19 protein-coding genes and 2 pseudogenes are annotated in these 15,594 nt (G+C 55.5%); 8 read left to right on the forward strand and 13 right to left on the reverse strand.

Annotated features, from left to right (window positions below; all coding sequences use genetic code 11):
* Positions 1–176 precede the first annotated feature (176 nt).
* The 7 genes and pseudogenes from CU100_RS27275 to CU100_RS15205 form a co-directional block, all read right to left on the reverse strand.
* Positions 177–434 (reverse strand): hypothetical protein, encoded by a 258-nt coding sequence (locus CU100_RS27275; protein WP_106717447.1) that lies wholly within the window; start codon positions 432–434, stop codon positions 177–179.
* A 206-nt stretch (positions 435–640) separates the two neighbouring features.
* A complete protein-coding gene (locus CU100_RS15180) occupies positions 641–841 on the reverse strand; it encodes a hypothetical protein (protein WP_106717448.1) in 201 nt (66 codons plus the stop codon).
* A 1-nt stretch (position 842) separates the two neighbouring features.
* Positions 843–1,070 carry a hypothetical protein gene (locus CU100_RS15185; protein ID WP_106717449.1) on the reverse strand — a complete coding sequence of 76 codons (228 nt, stop codon included), beginning with the start codon at positions 1,068–1,070 and terminating at the stop codon, positions 843–845.
* Positions 1,071–3,278: 2,208 nt separating this feature from the next.
* Entirely contained in the window at positions 3,279–3,470 is a 192-nt protein-coding gene (locus tag CU100_RS15195) for a DUF3606 domain-containing protein (RefSeq protein WP_106717451.1), read from the reverse strand.
* Positions 3,463–4,468 (reverse strand): annotated as a pseudogene (locus CU100_RS15200) (ATP-dependent DNA ligase). Before CU100_RS15200 ends, CU100_RS15195 begins: the two are co-directional and overlap by 8 nt.
* Before the next feature lie 421 nt (positions 4,469–4,889).
* Entirely contained in the window at positions 4,890–5,066 is a 177-nt protein-coding gene (locus tag CU100_RS26915) for a hypothetical protein (RefSeq protein WP_170113853.1), read from the reverse strand.
* 225 nt (positions 5,067–5,291) lie between these two features.
* Positions 5,292–6,155 (reverse strand): NmrA family NAD(P)-binding protein, encoded by an 864-nt coding sequence (locus CU100_RS15205; RefSeq protein ID WP_106717452.1) that lies wholly within the window; start codon positions 6,153–6,155, stop codon positions 5,292–5,294.
* 174 nt (positions 6,156–6,329) lie between these two features.
* Here CU100_RS15205 and CU100_RS15210 point away from each other — a divergent pair, with 174 nt between their 5' ends.
* The 6 genes from CU100_RS15210 to CU100_RS15235 all read left to right on the forward strand — a co-directional run bounded on the left by CU100_RS15210 (position 6,330) and on the right by CU100_RS15235 (position 10,612).
* On the forward strand, positions 6,330–7,241 hold the full coding sequence (locus CU100_RS15210; protein ID WP_106717453.1) for a LysR family transcriptional regulator: 912 nt from the start codon (positions 6,330–6,332) through the stop codon (positions 7,239–7,241).
* 231 nt (positions 7,242–7,472) lie between these two features.
* Positions 7,473–7,709 carry a DUF982 domain-containing protein gene (locus tag CU100_RS27695; RefSeq protein ID WP_106717454.1) on the forward strand — a complete coding sequence of 79 codons (237 nt, stop codon included), beginning with the start codon at positions 7,473–7,475 and terminating at the stop codon, positions 7,707–7,709.
* 151 nt (positions 7,710–7,860) lie between these two features.
* On the forward strand, positions 7,861–8,601 hold the full coding sequence (locus tag CU100_RS15220) for a Crp/Fnr family transcriptional regulator (protein WP_106717455.1): 741 nt from the start codon (positions 7,861–7,863) through the stop codon (positions 8,599–8,601).
* Positions 8,602–8,874: 273 nt separating this feature from the next.
* Entirely contained in the window at positions 8,875–9,132 is a 258-nt protein-coding gene (locus tag CU100_RS15225) for a DUF982 domain-containing protein (protein WP_106717456.1), read from the forward strand.
* A gap of 789 nt (positions 9,133–9,921) precedes the next feature.
* Entirely contained in the window at positions 9,922–10,224 is a 303-nt protein-coding gene (locus tag CU100_RS15230) for a tetratricopeptide repeat protein (protein WP_106717457.1), read from the forward strand.
* Between the two features lie 118 nt (positions 10,225–10,342).
* Positions 10,343–10,612: a hypothetical protein gene (locus CU100_RS15235; RefSeq protein WP_106717458.1), complete on the forward strand. Its 270-nt coding sequence runs from the start codon at positions 10,343–10,345 to the stop codon at positions 10,610–10,612.
* Positions 10,613–10,646: 34 nt separating this feature from the next.
* On the opposite strand, the gene CU100_RS15240 is transcribed toward CU100_RS15235, so the two are convergent.
* Together CU100_RS15240 and CU100_RS15245 are read right to left on the reverse strand one after the other, a co-directional pair.
* Positions 10,647–10,877, reverse strand: a complete 231-nt coding sequence (locus tag CU100_RS15240; RefSeq protein WP_106717459.1) for a hypothetical protein — start codon at positions 10,875–10,877, stop codon at positions 10,647–10,649.
* The gene (locus tag CU100_RS15245) at positions 10,874–11,548 is read right to left on the reverse strand and encodes an SOS response-associated peptidase (RefSeq protein WP_106717460.1); all 675 of its coding nucleotides are present in this window, start codon (positions 11,546–11,548) and stop codon (positions 10,874–10,876) included. The genes CU100_RS15240 and CU100_RS15245 overlap by 4 nt, the downstream gene beginning before the upstream one ends.
* A gap of 245 nt (positions 11,549–11,793) precedes the next feature.
* On the opposite strand from CU100_RS15245, the pseudogene CU100_RS27280 reads away from it, so the two are divergent.
* Both CU100_RS27280 and CU100_RS15255 read left to right on the forward strand, forming a co-directional pair.
* A pseudogene (locus CU100_RS27280) lies at positions 11,794–11,925 on the forward strand (DUF1515 family protein); the annotation flags it as partial.
* Between the two features lie 109 nt (positions 11,926–12,034).
* Positions 12,035–13,270 (forward strand): DUF2254 domain-containing protein, encoded by a 1,236-nt coding sequence (locus tag CU100_RS15255; RefSeq protein WP_170113854.1) that lies wholly within the window; start codon positions 12,035–12,037, stop codon positions 13,268–13,270.
* 499 nt (positions 13,271–13,769) lie between these two features.
* Here the strand turns inward: CU100_RS15255 and CU100_RS15260 are convergent, their stop codons facing one another.
* The 4 genes from CU100_RS15260 to CU100_RS15275 all read right to left on the reverse strand — a co-directional run bounded on the left by CU100_RS15260 (position 13,770) and on the right by CU100_RS15275 (position 15,277).
* The gene (locus CU100_RS15260; RefSeq protein ID WP_106717463.1) at positions 13,770–13,958 is read right to left on the reverse strand and encodes a DUF3606 domain-containing protein; all 189 of its coding nucleotides are present in this window, start codon (positions 13,956–13,958) and stop codon (positions 13,770–13,772) included.
* Positions 13,951–14,382 (reverse strand): ATP dependent DNA ligase, encoded by a 432-nt coding sequence (locus CU100_RS27570; RefSeq protein ID WP_342588312.1) that lies wholly within the window; start codon positions 14,380–14,382, stop codon positions 13,951–13,953. The genes CU100_RS15260 and CU100_RS27570 overlap by 8 nt, the downstream gene beginning before the upstream one ends.
* Before the next feature lie 128 nt (positions 14,383–14,510).
* Positions 14,511–14,879 carry a response regulator gene (locus tag CU100_RS15270; protein WP_106717465.1) on the reverse strand — a complete coding sequence of 123 codons (369 nt, stop codon included), beginning with the start codon at positions 14,877–14,879 and terminating at the stop codon, positions 14,511–14,513.
* Positions 14,876–15,277 carry a response regulator gene (locus CU100_RS15275; protein ID WP_245419053.1) on the reverse strand — a complete coding sequence of 134 codons (402 nt, stop codon included), beginning with the start codon at positions 15,275–15,277 and terminating at the stop codon, positions 14,876–14,878. Before CU100_RS15275 ends, CU100_RS15270 begins: the two co-directional genes overlap by 4 nt.
* Between the last annotated feature and the right edge of the window lie 317 nt (positions 15,278–15,594).

Below are 15,594 nucleotides of genomic sequence, written 5' to 3' on the forward strand. Positions count from 1 at the left end.
CTGGGCAAACCTATAGCCAACGAAGCGGATTGGCAATGAGCGTGGTGCGCGAAACGAGCTTGAAGGATCGTTGAGCATCGTTGTTCAGTTCGGCTATTGATGAAGATCTTGCGTCTTGGCACGATAATGGTGAGTCGTTGGCTTCACGCCCTTTAGGATTGCCAAGTCTCGGCGTTTTACCCACATGAGTTGATTGGAAACATGTCTTCACCAAAGTGATGAAGGCGAGTGTGATGTCGCCGGCATAGCCAACGGACGTGCAGTGGCTCCTCGTATCGGTCGTGATGTGCGTCGACCGATGCAATACCGCAGACTTCACAGGCATGTCTTTCCAACTGTCCAGCTTTCAGCGCTCTTTGCACCGCCAAATGGGCATCATATTTTTTCGGGTTTGCTCGACGCCAATCTGCCTGCCTTGTGTCACTTTCAATCATTATGTCGGGTTCCTGTCACTGGAAGCGGCAACGAAGCTGAAATATAACATCAAACCTATTCGCAGGATATGATGGCCTGAAACCATTCTCCAACTACGTCATCTGGCAAAAGCCCAACGGTTCTATCTCACCGAGGAAAACGTACGCGAATTGTTCATATTGTCGGTGCGATCAGCCTGTTAGCGGCAAGCGATAAGATGATAGTGCTACTCGCCACTCCAGGATAGGCCTCTCGCCCGCCAGACGCTCTTCAGCTTCGTGAGAATTTCATCGACGCTGCGGTGGGGGAAGTCGCGTTGGAGTGCATTTGCCAACGCTAGTACGTCAGCTACCTTCGGGCGACCTTGCTCTGCGATCTGAGCTTGCGCACTGATCTCCGTCATTAGCTCTCGGTCATCGACGGTCATGCTAGTCACGCTCCTTCGACGCTTCGCTGGGCAGCAGTCCGTCAAAGACTTCCAAGAGCGCATGTGTAATTTCCTTGCCTAGCGCATTGCCAGCTTCCCTGATCGCATCCTCTCCACTCTCACGAGCCGCTAAGGCCAGCGCTGTCCCCTGATCAGATACGATTGCGTGGGCCCGTTCGATTGCCCAGAGCGCGAACTCATTGCGATTGTCGATTGCGGCGGTTTCCATGGCGCTGCCCCTCCTGTTAGCCTGCGTGGTGTAGCTCTACCTCGGCCTCCGCTTTTTGCAAACCCCGTCAACCGGGAGAAGAACTACCTCCGCCGTTCGAACCCGTCCTGGGCGCGCGCCCGTTATAGCCTGTGCCAACCGTGTTGCCGTACGCCAATTACGCATCATCGGAAATTTTGTGCAAATCCTTCAGCGTCTTTACCCGTTGCTTTCCCGCGCCTTTGTAAACGTGTCGCATAACGTCACTCCAACCATTGGTGAAAGATAAGTAGAGACATCCAGTTGAGAGGTTCGCACGAAGCGCTCTCCGTCCACGGCGTTGTCAGAGCTTTAATTCGAATCCGGCGTCGAGTGAAAGCACCGCTGTCGTACTGTTCGAAGCAACGCACCTGCGGTGCATGAAACCGTGCCGCCCCTGCGCTAGCGCGGTCGCGTCGCCTCTCGTTTGTTCACGCTCGGTAGGAACTGGCAACCGAAAACGCGCCGGAACCTGTCTCCCGCACACCTAGAACCACCTGACCACTCCCATACCAGGACAGGGTTCGCGACAGACACCGACATAGCTTCCAGAAGGCGACTTAATTACTGAACTTCCGGTTCAGCCAAAAGCTGCCACCTAGACGTACCATGCGGCGGAACAAGGCAGCGTCGTTTCTTTGGGACTGTTCAAGGCGCTTTATGAGCACCGCCAGTTTGTGAACTTCCCACATTTCATCTTCAATTATTAACTTATTGAACGCGATCTCATCCCCGTCGCTCGCTCGTAAAACGGTTCGCAATTCAAACAGTCTCCTTTGAGAGGCCTCGATGTTACGATGGTGCAAATCTAGCAGCGTTTTGTAGGACGCGATCTTCTCCTCGCGATTGGGCAACGTTCTGTCCCTCCGTTCCTCCAGCCCAACTTTACCATACTTCTCCTGGGCTTCCGACCGTCAGGGGTTAATTACTAAGGGGGGTAAAACGCGGACAGAGTGGCGAAGCTCGGATCGAATTAGATCCTAAGTCGCGTGTTGGTCGGGCCTTGCGAGGGAATGAATCTGCAAATCTGCAATTCGCGAATTGCTGCAGGCCTGTTGGCGGACCATTGTAAGCGCTGCCATGGCCGAACGATACACGAACTGTGTGATACTTTCTCGACTTTCCTTCGCGGTGAACGGAGGCTTCACAATGACAACTATTGGCAAGTAGCAGGCACTACGCAAGGGCTGCTTCGTGGGCGCGAAGCGGTCAGTCGCTCCACAATCGCCAAACGCCAGTTTCGGGGCCAAGATCGGACCGTTCCCTGCCAGGCCTGGAGCGGCAGGTGAACCAGAACGGCGGCTCGTCCTCCAAAAAGTGAGGCCCGCCGCCTGTGGTAACTTCTACAGGTGCGGAGAGCTTGGCGACGAGCCTCCATCGGAAAGGTGGCTTCCGACGCGCACGGAACTGCGACGTCGGCCTAATGTTCCGGCACTCGAACCCATAATCCACATCTAGGAATCGGCAAAGGGCCGTCGATTGGATGCAAGCTGGACGGCCTTTTGAAGCCCGGCAGAGCGACCGGTGGATTTAGCACCGGGTACGGCCGCACTCTGGCAAGATCGCATAGAACACCACATAGGTCCGGTGGCGCTTCCGTCTCCATGGCCCGGGAAGCCAGAACCTCAAGCGTTAGATTGGCGAGATCAAGCAGACGGGTCCGGGTTCTTCGGTCAGCGAGATCTGAACATGCAGGTACTCGTCAGACTGTAGCGCATTGAGAGAGATCGGCGTGCCGCCAGCCTTGAATAGAAACTGAATATATAATGTTCGTTTTCAAATGAGGCCCACTGTCCTTTGGTGGGGCTTTTTGCATTTAAGACGGAACTGATTGCTGGCCCAATTGTTCAGTAGAGGACAATTCAAGGAAATTGAGATGACAGAGAAGCCAGGCCATGTGGTGAGGCTGGAACCATTCAGGCCGGAATACCGTCTTGCGCTTCGTTTTCGTTTCCGCTTGTGGTGGGACTGCAAGTTCTTGCCGCTGCTGGATCGGCTGGACCGCGCCGAAGTGAGACGTCAAGTCCGTCGTTAAGGCTTGCTTGTGCCAGCGGAGGGTTTCTGCCTCAACAACCATTCGTAAAAAGAGCCGAGCTACCCGCTCGGCTCAATTATTGGGGCATGCGTCCAATAATCAGGGCAGATACTGGACATGTGTCTAACCTTTATTTTCGCCGATCGTTCCATTTTTTATGAGCGCTTTTTTCGCTTCGAGACCTCTTGCTCGATCTTTTCCCGATTGCCGTTGTATTTGAGAATAAGCTGCTCGGCATCGTCCCGGCCAAGCTTCAGCGCTTGCATCAGGTAATTGACCTCGTATTTCTCTTCTGCGGCAACCGTGCTGCGGTCGCGTGCACCTCGTTTGTTTTTGTCGTCAGCCATCGCCTTCCTCCTTGGCGGTCAGTTCAAACACCTCCGCATGGTCCGCGACTTCCCGCAGTCCCTTGAAGGACGTGTGTCGGAGCTTGCCGTCATGCGTCCACGCTCCGAACGTAACTTCCGCTATGAGTCTTGGTTCCGTGAAGACGAGTGTTTTGCCTTTGACCGCAGCGGCGGGTTTATCGGTACGAATGCCGTCCAGCTGCCTTTTAAGGTCCCTGGCGAGTTTTGCTGAGAAACCGGTTCCGACTGAACCGACATAGACCAGGTCATCACCCTTACGGGCGGCAAGCAACAGGCTGGCAATCGAGCCGCGCACCTTGACCGAAGGCTCATAACCGATGCCGGCAAAGCTCTCGCTCGTGTTGCATTTGATCTTGAGCCAGTCGCCATGCATGCTTGAGCAGAGCTTCGCCATCTCCCTCGATCTCTTCCGACAGCCGGATCGCACCATCTGCACCCTCCAAAAGACCGTTGAGCAGGTGCCGGCGGGTTGATAGCTCGGTACCGGTCAGATCGTGACCGTCGAAATACAGAAGGTCGAAGGCGTAGAGGATTGCATTTCGCGCAGCGCGCGTCGCACGCCGGCCGCCGAGGTCCTGTTGCAGCAGGCCGAAGTTCGGCAAGCCTCTCTCGTCAAGCACAACCGCCTCTCCATCTAGGATCATGGTTGCAGGTCCAAGTTCCTTTGCAGCCGCTACAATGCTCGGGAAATATGACGTCCAGTCGTGGCCGCCCCGGGTGATGATCCGTATGCGCCTCGGTTCAATGTGTACGGCAAGCCTATAGCCGTCCCATTTCACCTCGTAGAGCCACTGATCGCCACTTGGCGGCTTCTTGACCAGCAGGGCGAGGGCTGGTTCAACACGCGCTGGCATGGGATCGAATGCAAGCTGAGGTTGCCGCTCATCACGCAGTTTAGCCGGTTTGCTCTTGAGTGCGGCATCCGGATCGGAGAGAAGGCCGATTGTTTTTGGCTTTCGAGATGAGCTTCTTGCCATGCTTCTATTGAGGCAGACTTGAAGTGCGACGTAAATTACTCATAGTTCTTAGGGTTTCCAGAAGGTTTCAGGTGTGGTGAGGCCCGACGGGGTGGGATTGGGCGGTTACGCCGGGCCTCGTGCCGGAGTTGTCAACGCCCCGGCGGAAAACCAACCCGTCCTTCTGACCCACGCTCCGGGATTAGTACTAAGTGGTTAGCTGAGATGCCGCCCTTGGCTCCCGCCAAGCAGCAACTTCTTCCATCTGGTGCGCGTTTAAAGCTTCGGGAGGAACTGCCATGCGAAATCCAGCCACTGGTGGCAAAATCAGAAGGTCTCTAAACCGAGGTGATCCTGTCAAAGTTTTCCGAGGCGAATGGGTACAGGCAACAGTTGTCTCGAACTCCGAGGCTGCCATAAGAGTGAAATATTCAGATGACGGTCAGGAGGTCATACCCTGGGTATCAGGTCGCATCTGCGTAGAGGTGGCCCGCAAGGCTGGATAGGCCCAAACCAGCCCAACTGTAAGCGGATCCGCAAAAAACATGACCACGGCGAAGTAAACAACCGCGATCAGGATGAAGACGAGTATGCAAGCTACCAAGGCAAACATTCTCATAACGGCTCGTCCTCCGGAAAGTGAGGCCGGCCGCCTGTAACTTCTACATGTGCAGAGAGGTTGGCGACGATCCTCGCGTCCAAGGGGGGAGACTCCGACCCACATCGAACCATGGCGCCGGATAAATGTTCCTGCACTAACTGGTGAAAAAGGAGAGGCCCGACGCTTATCAAAGGGCTCTGTTTAGCGCCGGACCTCGGCCAACGGGGCGTCTCAGCTGCCTGATTAGCTTGCCTTAACAAGCTCAGCCACCACGTCCAGCAGCCGCGTGGTGCCTTTCATCGCCCCGCGCCCGTTATCCCAGAATTCGATCCAACCCTCGTTGAAGCCATCGATCATGCGTATGCGCGGTAGCGGATTGTGCGTGCCTTGGTCCCGGAAGATCGACTCCCAATTCTCACGGGCTATCGTCTCGACGCTGACCGGACGATTCAGCACCGAAGCGAAGGCTCGGGCAATATCATTCGGTGAGACGCGGACTGGACCTTCCAACTCGACTACTCGCGTGCCGCTCCAGGACTCGCGCAGCAAAGTGGCGGCTAGCCGCCCGACGTCCTGAGTGGCCACCATTGGGAATGCCTTGCCGGCGGGCTGCAAGAAGCTACGCAAGATACCTTCGTCGCGCGCCGGCGCAATGTCCCACATTGTGTTCTCCATGAACCAGGCGGGGCGCAGAAAGGTGATCGCGAGGCCTAGACCGCTAAGCGACTGTTCCAGCATTGTGCGCTGGGTCAACAGGTTCTCGTGCGGCGCATCGGCGCCGATGGTCGAGAGACACACGACTTTGCCGGGGCGGACTGCGGTAAGCGCGGCGCTCACTGCTTCAATTACGCGCTGAGCTTCGGGAAAACCGGGCTCTGGATCAAATTCCGACGGCGGCAGGATAAAGACGCCTTCGGCGCCCTGAAAGGCCGCAGTTAGGCTAGCAGCATCATCCATTTCGGCAATGGCGATCTGGCAGCCTAGCGCTCTCCATTCTGCCGCCTTTGCGGCATCGCGCATGATGGCGCGCGTCGTCAACTTGTCGGCGAGAAGTTTGCGGGCGAGCGACCCACCCACCTTCCCGGTTATTCCGGTAATTGCGTACATGATTTACTCCAAAGTCCGGCGTTTAAGCTCTGCGGGTCCTTACGTCAGGCCGCTCGCAGCAGCCATGAAGTATGGTTCGCATCCGTTATACGTTGTAAATTCATGTGATTATCGCGCATTAATGTCACTTCTGTAGTGACTGTGATTCACTACATTGAACGAGGGGAGATTTGGATGGTATTCGATACGCGATTGCTGACGGGTGTCGGTGTTCTGGCTGCTGTCTCCGAGGTGGGGAATTTCGCCAGAGCGGCGGAGATGCTGGGCCTCACTCCTTCAGGCGTGAGCCGGGCCGTCGCGCGTTTGGAGACGCGGGTGGGCGTTCGGTTGTTCGATCGAAATCCACGGCAGGTGACCCTCACCGACGAAGGCCGACGCTTCCACGCGCAAGTCATGCCGCTTCTTGCTGGTCTCGACGAGGCAGCGGCGGAAGCCGCAGGCGCGGCTGCAACGGTGCGCGGGCGACTGCGCGTATCGGTGGATCCTTGGTTCGCGCGAACGGTCCTGGCTTCGAGGCTCCAGCAGTTTCTCGCCTGCTATCCTGAGCTCACGATCGATTTCTTCACCAGCAACTACCGGGAGGAGATGATGGCTGGCGTCGACGTGGCAGTGCGCTTCGGTCCGCCGGACGCGTCATCACTCATCGCACGCAAACTGTTGGAAACTCCTATTCTGACAGTTGCAGCGCCAGCCTACCTCAAGCGGTGCGGCCAACCGCAATCACCTCACGATCTGGTTCATCACGAGGCGCTTCTCTTTCGTGACCCGCGGACCGGTCTGCCGTTTCCGTGGGGATTTCATAACCACGGGGAGTTCACCGAGGTCAAGGTCTCGGGCCGTCTGGTATTGGATGATCCGACCGTCGCGGTGTCTGCTTGCGTGGCGGGTCAAGGTATTTTCCAGAGTCTCGCTATCGGATTGGCGCCGTACATTGCGCGCGGCGAACTGGTCCAGATCCTGCCAGAATGGTCCGACGAGCTCTACCCGCTCTACGCCTATCATTCTTCTCGGCATCATCCGCCCGCCAAAGTGCGAGCGTTTCTGGAATTTATTCACGAGTCCGCCGCTGAAACTGCCGGCGCCTGAGATCATTGACCGGCAGAAACAGCTGCCGCATCGCTTCATGGGTGGTGGTTGCGTTGTAGAGGTTGCACATCGACTATTCTCTAGAAGGCTCTTTCTCCGGCGCGCAGAAAACAATCTGACCACTAGAAATGTTCCAGTATGCTCGGGCCGACGCTCTGGATGTCACTCTGTCCGCCAGCGGACAGGCAACCTAGTTCCAAACTAAGAGTTGTGTGATATGAACAAGCTCGAATTCTCCCCCCCGTCAATTTAGTAGGTCCTCGCAACTATGAGAGCCGGGAACTGAACACCGTGCTCGCAGCATTAGCCTTCATGGAGGAGCATTGGCCCGGGGATACCGGACCCAAAAGACAAGTGGCTCTGGATGTGCTGACACTCGCAATCGCTGGAAATGCTTCCGCTGATGACGCACGAGCGGCGTTTGTGTATGCGGCTGATGAGGCGGGAATACTAGCCACGACGGTGTGATCTGAAGAGGTCTTCGGTTTGAGGAGCTCATTGAGGATTTGGAACGGAACCAGTCTCAATACTAGTTGGCCCATATACGCCTGCAGAAATGGTATAATGAGTTTTTCGAGAGCGCTGGATCGTCGCTTTGTTCCTCGCGGAGAGGGACGAAATGGACACGGTACAATCTTCGATCCAAAACAAGCTCCTTAGACTGCTGTCAGTCGAAGATTTCAATCTGCTTGCCCCGGATCTGGTTTACGTAACGTTCTCCGTGCGCGATCAAATCGAGGTTGCAGGCAGGACGATCGAGCACGCCATTTTTTTGGAGGACGGGATATCATCGACCGTGGCCAAAAGTCCCCAAGGCCGCGACGTAGAAGTCGGATTAACCGGCTATGATGGAGTGACAGGGACATCGCTTGTGCTGGGCGGCGAAAGCACACCGCTTTCCGTCTACATCCAGCTTGCCGGTTCGGGGTACCGTATAGCTGCGGACAAATTTCTGCTTGCCGTCGAGAAAAGTCGGTCACTTGAGCAGGTGCTGCTCAGGTATATTCAGTCAATGGTGATCCAGACCGCTACAACGGCCCTTGTTAACGGCCAGGCCGATGCCGAAACGCGACTGGCACGATGGCTTTTGATGGTGCACGACCGCAGCTCCGGGCACAATCTGCAGCTCACCCACGAGTTCATGTCGGTGATGCTTGGTGTAAGAAGGCCATGGGTCACGGAGACGCTGCACTTGCTCGAAGGCAAGGGATATATTCGCTCAACTCGTGGCAACGTCTCGATCCATGACCGTGTTGGCCTGGTAGCCGAGGCGGGAGGTTTTTATGGAGTAGCAGAGCGCGAATACGAGAAACTACTCGGCGTCAGTTTAAGCAAAACTTGCGGTTTTGACAGACGCTAGTCCGTAATTTCACGTGCTGTCCTTCTTCTGAGTAGCGCCGGATTGGAGGTGGATTCGGCTGTGCATGTCGAGCACCCTCCTCAGGGCACGACTGATCCATCTCCGCGAGTTACCCATACGCCTTCGGTATTTCATTCTGAGAAAGTTGCCCAGCTTTGCACCACTGTTTTTCATGATACCCTCTATTCGCCAGCATTTCCCTTGTGCTCGCTGTAAGATAGCTCTGTCCTGTAATGGACGGCAACATTTCACGCAATTGGATGTTTGGGCATTATGGACGAGCTTAGATTTGCAAGTGTATTTGTAAAAGGACCTCGCTTCGGTGAGTGCCGCGAACTGGACACGGTGCCCGCCGCACTGGCTTTCATGCTGGAGCACTGGTCGGGAGACACCGGACCAAAGAAAGTAATCGCCCTTGAAAAATTAATGCAAGCGGTTGCCGGGAATGCGTCAGCAGAGGACGCACGAGTAGGGTTTTTACAGGCCGCCTACGAGGCGGACCTGTTGGCATCACCTGATGTTTCGGAGTGAGCAGCTTTCGGCGCGGTATAATGGAACCATCATCGCGTTCCGTGGTTTATCGGCGGAATTGAAGCCGCAATAGCATCCTCATCTTTTGAATATATGGCCGTCATGTAGCTCGAATATTCCGCTCGATCCGCCCTGACTCATAAAACTACTTTCGACGTCATACCAGCGGCCAATATAGTTTCCGCAGGTAGTACAGAATACCGGACTATCAGTTGCAACTTGTTTAGGGATGCGCAGGTACGTCGTGCCGCATTCGGAGCACTCCATAAGGCCATTTAACTGCGTAGCCATGGCAGCCTCCATGTGTTTCAAAATTAAACGATATCGGCCCGCAAGTTTTGCGCAATACTATGTCCGGTAAAGGACATGCGACCGTTTGTTCCTACTCCTTTTGGAGGATCATCCGGATGGCCACACATACCTAGGGCGGCAACGGGTGTATCCTCTCCCCACTGACCGGACTATTTTTCCCTTCCGCCTTTAATAACGGTCAGCCTACTTGGGAGGAGAAAGAAGGTGGTGGGCTCTCTCCGTGCCCAATGCAGCATCCTTCCTCTTCTCCCTCTTCGATGTGACTATTTCCGTGCCCTCTTTGCCAGATAGCACCGCGGGTGCTCATAGACCTCAGGATGATGGTTTCACATGGACCACAACTTTGTTGTCTTTGCTGCGATAGTGGTTGGAGTTTATATCCTGTTGGCGATCTATCTCCCGCCACATGCCTAGGTGCCTATCTCTGCCCCGTGAACGGGTTTAAGTTTTTCCGGGGATTGGAGAGGCGACAGCCCGTTGGCTTGGTACTTCGGAAACCTGGCTTTCGCCTATTATCTCGCCGGTCGTCCTGCCGATGCCGTCGCCGCTGTATCACAGAAAATGGAGCATCCCTGGTACTCAACACTTGCTGCAGCCCATGCGCGCCTTGGTCACCTGGACGAAGCCCGTGCGAGCATTGACAAGTTTCTCCTTGAGAGGCCCGGCTGGACCATCGGAAAAGAAGCGGTCTGGCCTTCGGCCAAAAAGCCCCAGCTCACAGAGAAGCTTTTGAAGCCTTACCTAGCTGACCTCGCCAAGGCCGGTCTGCCAGCGGAATAGGTCGCGGTTGTCCAAAACAGGTGGGTCTAGTCAAAGTTGTTACAGAACAGAATATTCTTATTAAATTCGTCGTGATGGAGTGAGAAGAGATCATCGCTCCAAATATGGGAGATCCAGAATGGACATTGATATAGGCGCAGTGCTTGATCCCTTTAAAAGGCACGTCATCGACATCAAAGATGTACTTGCGCATGCCCGTTATCGCTACGATGGGCTTGAGCTGATATTGGAGGGGGTCGAAGATTCCAAGATCCGTGGTGCCTCGCAGGAAATATTTGCCTTAGCAGGCGAAAAGATGAACGTCGTCGATGACATGCTGGATGAACTTTATCGCCAGTTGTCCGAGGTGGATCGTATGCTGGAAACCTACGAATCGAAACAAGAATGAGGGCATCGATGCCCGTCAGCTCCGTGCTTAAAAATCAAGGCCTTAATTTGCGCAACGCAGCTTCCACCGATAACCCCATGTTTTTGTGCATTGCCAGGCTCGTATTGTTGGCAACCTCGATAATAGCCGCCAGAATTTCTGTCCGTGTCCACCCGGCCGTTATGGCATCACCAAGCAGCTCAAGCAAACGGTCCTCAATTGCCCTTTGGCAATCCGCAAAGCGGTCTGGATGGTTCTTAGGGTGATGAGGGCGGGGAATGGTCATAGCAGCAACGGCTCTTCCTCGGCAGTATCTGGTTGCGGCAAAACGATCAAACCCTCATCAGGCAAGGGTCTTTGTAGTTGCAGTGCTTCTTCGGCCGGCGCATTCATCCAGATATCGATCTCCTCGGCAGTACGCAGAATGACCGGCATCGCCTTTTCATGAATGGGCTTCACTACGGCGTTTGGCTCCGTTGTCAGGAAGGCAAAAATGTCGGCCTGCACCGGCCCCTCTTTTTTCTTTCTTATACTGTACCAAGGGGTCCAGATACCGGCGAACCAGAACAGCGGCTTTTCTTCATTAAGGGCAAACCAGAAGAGCGGCTTCTTCTTCGTGACGGGATCCAGGTGCGGGCCATATTCCGAAAAGCTCGTTGCCGGAACCACGCAGCGGCTTTCCGGTCCCATCCAGCGCCGCCAATGTGGTGACCGCGGATTGCGGATGTTGGTAACGCCGTAATCGACATCGCCTTTGATGAATTGCGGCGGTGTTGGCATGCCCCATCTGGCAATGGCCAATTCGCGGTCGCCGCTTGCATCCTTGCGGCCGATCGGGGCAGGGTAGTCGGGAAAGACGTCCATCTGCGGGGTCAGCCTGTTGGTGAGATCACTGACCGGCAGGAACAGCTGCCGCATCGCTTCATGAGTGGTGGTGGCGTTGTAAAGGTTGCACATGAGCAGAATGATAAACGATCAATTGATGTTCACAAGCCGCTGATCGCGGCTTCTTAACAAGGGCAATCTGCGATTGTGTTTCGTTAAGCCATTCGAACGTCGTGCCGTTGCCGAGAACCGGGAGGCCGACGAAAAACGCGCCGTTGTTCATCTCCGGATGGATGAGATCGTGCTCGAGGTCAGCGACACAGCGACATAAAGATCCATGTCGCCAACATCAATGGCCAAGTTGCAGACAGCAAGGCGTCACCGACGAGGTGCGCAAGTGGAAGCTGATGGGGATCGGCGCGCTCGGGGTTGTCGGCATTGGCGGAACGGCCCTCGGTGTCAGCTTACCCATCTCATTCGAGTGGGTCTCTCGGTTTTTTCAGAAATAGTAGGACTGATCCATGTGCCAATTTGCAGGGTGACGTGAAACCGTAACGCATGCCAATGAGTTAGGTCTCGTCCAGTTAAAGCATCTGTTCCACTCAAATGAGGCCACCTGTGCGCTTCCCTAGGCGGTTTTCCAGACTACGTGCGGGCCTATGGTTCATCCCGCTCACTTGTGTGCTGGCCGGCGTTGCCCTGTCGTTTGGCACGATCGCGATCGATCAGGCCTACGACTATAAGCTCGTGCCGCAATGGCTCAGTGGTGGGCCGGATGCGGCTATTGAAATCTTCGGAACGATAGCGGCGTCAATGATCAGCCTCGCGGCGCTTGTGCTGACAATCACAATGGTTGTGGTGCAGCTTGCCATGGGCCAATTCTCTCCTCGGATCGTTCAGCAAATCCTTCAGGACAAGCCAAGTCAGCTCGCGATCGGCATTTTCGTAGGTACATTCGCCCACGCCATGCTGGCAATTCGTGAGGTGCAAACGGATGAAGGCGTGGTTCCTGGCGTCGCGGTTCTGGTCGCTCTCGCGCTTGTAGTGGTAAGCATAATGGTTCTGGTCTGGTATGTTAATCATATCGGGCTAGCGCTCAGAGTGTCGGCACTGATTGAGCTTGTGGGCAACGATACGCGCAAACTGCTCGACCAGATCTATGCGGATCCTGGCGCTACAAACTCCGATCAGGCGACCATCCCCGCTCCCAAATCGGGGGTGATCATCCGAATAGACCAAGACAAGCTGGTCCGGCTTGCCAAGGCTGGCGGCTGTGTTCTCACGCTGCGGCCAGCACTGGGCGAGTTCGTGCCGGCTGGTGCCCCACTTTTTGAGATCACCGGAAACAGGGAGCGCCTCGACGTGAACGCAGCGATACGTTCCATCGAGCTCGGACTTGAGCGCACCCTTGACCAGGACATGGCATATGGTCTGCGACTGTTGGTTGACATCGGTGAACGGTCGCTGTCGGACGGACCCTTCCAAGACCCAACGACGTCGGTACAGGCCATTGATCGGCTCCACGATTGCCTTCGACAACTGGCGCCGCGTCCTTTTCCAGATGGTCGATACCGCGACGAGGCGGGCGAGGTTCGCCTGGTAACGTCGTCGATGACATGGGAAGACTACGTTCATCTTGCCTTCGATGAGATCCGACTTGCTGGTTCAGGCTCACCACAGATTGCACGACGGCTGCGCGCAGCCCTCGAAGATTTGCTCGCTGTCGCTCCGCCCGAACGCAAGCGCCCGCTGCAAGAACAACTCGACTTGCTGCGGTCCGAGACCGAGGATTCGATGAGTGAGGCTGTGGACCGGAATAATTCTTCGCACGCAGACTCAAGCGGACTCGGCTGATCAGGGCCGAAGGTTGCATCAGTGTCCGCTTCAAAATGCCCTCGACCGAAAGCTTCCAGCCCCAAATCGGCCGCAAAGCGTTCACGCATCCGACCCTCGTTCACGAAGCTGGATTCACCCGAGATGCGCGAACTGCCAGCGCGGGGAGTGAACGAGCAGGCCGGATGGCTGTTTTTTGCGTTTCGGGAGAACCGACAGTCGTGCCGGGTGGTTTTCTTACTTTGGGAGCGCGACAATGACTGAGAAGCCAGGGCAGGTGGTGAGGCTGGAGGCATTCAGGCTAGAGTACCGGTTTTCACTTTGCTTTCGCTTCCGTGTGTGGTGGGACTTCAAGTTCCTGCCCCTGCTGAATCGACCTGCCCGCGCCGATAAAAGATGGCTCGTCGATACTCAGTCATAAAAAGAGCCGAGCTTTTCATCCCGGCTCGATTTGAGACGTCCAAAATCAGCGCAGATACGGGAATGTGGCTAACCACTATTTTCGCCGATTGTTCCATTCTTATGGGCGCTTTTTTCGCTTGAAGACCTTGCTCGATCCTTGCCGATTGCCGTTGTAATTGAGAATGAGCTGCTCCGCGTCGTCACGGCCAAGCTTCAGCGCTTGCATCAGGTACTTGACCTCGTATTTCTCTTCTGCGGCAACCGTGCTGCGGTCGCGTGCACGTCGTTTGGTCTTGTCGTCAGCCATCGCCTTGCTCCTTGGCGGTTAGATCAAACACCTCCGCATGGTCGGCGACTTCCCGAAGTCCTTTGAAGGACGTGTGCCGTAGCTTGCCGCCATGCGTCCAGGCGCCAAATGTAACTTCGGCAACGAGTGGTTCCATGAAGACGGGCGTTTTGCCTTTCACGGGCGACTCGCCAGAGATCTCAAAAGGCAACTGGATGACATGCGATAATCCCGCGGGGAGTGAGGCCCGCCTCATGGGCCGCAATCCTGACGAAACGAGCCTCTGTCGGGGATTGAGCGCCCCGACTCGCATCGAACCGTAAGGTCGGTCTAATGTTCCTGCACTAGTGAAGATTGCGCATTTGCGGGCCAACACGTCCCGGTCCGCCTCATAGGGTACGCACAGATTAAACAGGCAGAGCGGGGTGCCGACACGTTGGTACATATCAGCTACACGAACGGGCGCTTGTATAATTAATAAAAGGTGTTCCCAACCTGCCGATAGCCATCAACCGGCTTCTTGCTCTGATATTCGGCTCGCCCGACGCACACACCCTCTAAGATGCACCTCAGTCAAGATTGACGGAGTCGCTTTATCCGGTCGGCAAGTTTCTGCGGGTGATAAGGATGGTCCAACGGGCCTTCTTCACATAGGTCATCCACTGCGGCTGAAGTTCGCTCGGCGGAGCGCGTAACGATGACCTTGATGCCTGGTCTAATCTCTTTCGCATGGGCCGATAGTTGAAAGCCGCTAGCATCTCGCAACTCGACGTCTGTTACGAGTACATGGACTTCATGGCTGCTGAGGACTTCGATAGCTTCGGCGGCGTTTGTGGCTTCAATCACGCGGTAGCCACAACCGCGCAAGTACTCTGACACTGTGGCTCGCAGAACAGGATGTGTCTCCACTAAGAGAATGGTCTCTAATTCTATCGACGTCATGAATTCTTGCTTTCCACCAGCCTTCTTAAAGTACCGGCAACGTCAAAAACAGGCTTTGAGAGAAACGCTTGGAAAAAAATCGTTTCATCATCCGCCGGAACGTGTTGGCCGGACATAACGACGACCTTAACTTCGGGACTGGTCTGGGTAACAATCCGGGCCAAGTCCAACCCGGTTAAATCCCCAGGCAGGTGGACGTCAGTTAGCACGAGATCAAATGACTCGGTCTTCAGGGCTGTCAAGGCATCGCCCACTGTCCCAGCCTCGACAACGTCCCACCCAGCAGCCCTCAAGCTGTCAGCAACATCCATCCGGATCAGGACTTCATCCTCTACAAGAAGAACTTTTAAGCGTGGAGCTCCCGCCGACTCAACATCAATCTTGTCTTGTGGTGACACTCGGATCGCCCCCTGCAGCGCTTTTGCATCCGAAGGACGAGCGCCCCCATATGCCTCAGTTCTGCTCAACTCTGACGCGGGACAATAGTTCCCGGCCCCTGTCAGAGGTGTGGGCTTCCGACTCGCACCGAACTGCGCCGCCGGTCTAATGTTCCGGCACCCTTGGGAAACATGGCCCGATCTACCGCTAGCCCCTCAGTCACCGATAAACCGGGCCTGACTGACGGGAGGACCTTCAGCGCCATCTAAAATACCCTCCAACCCGCCGATCAAGGAAATCACAAAATGAAACCCGTCCGTTATTGGCGCGTGGTGCT

The organism is Phyllobacterium endophyticum, assembly GCF_003010935.1.
Lineage (GTDB): Bacteria > Pseudomonadota > Alphaproteobacteria > Rhizobiales > Rhizobiaceae > Phyllobacterium > Phyllobacterium endophyticum.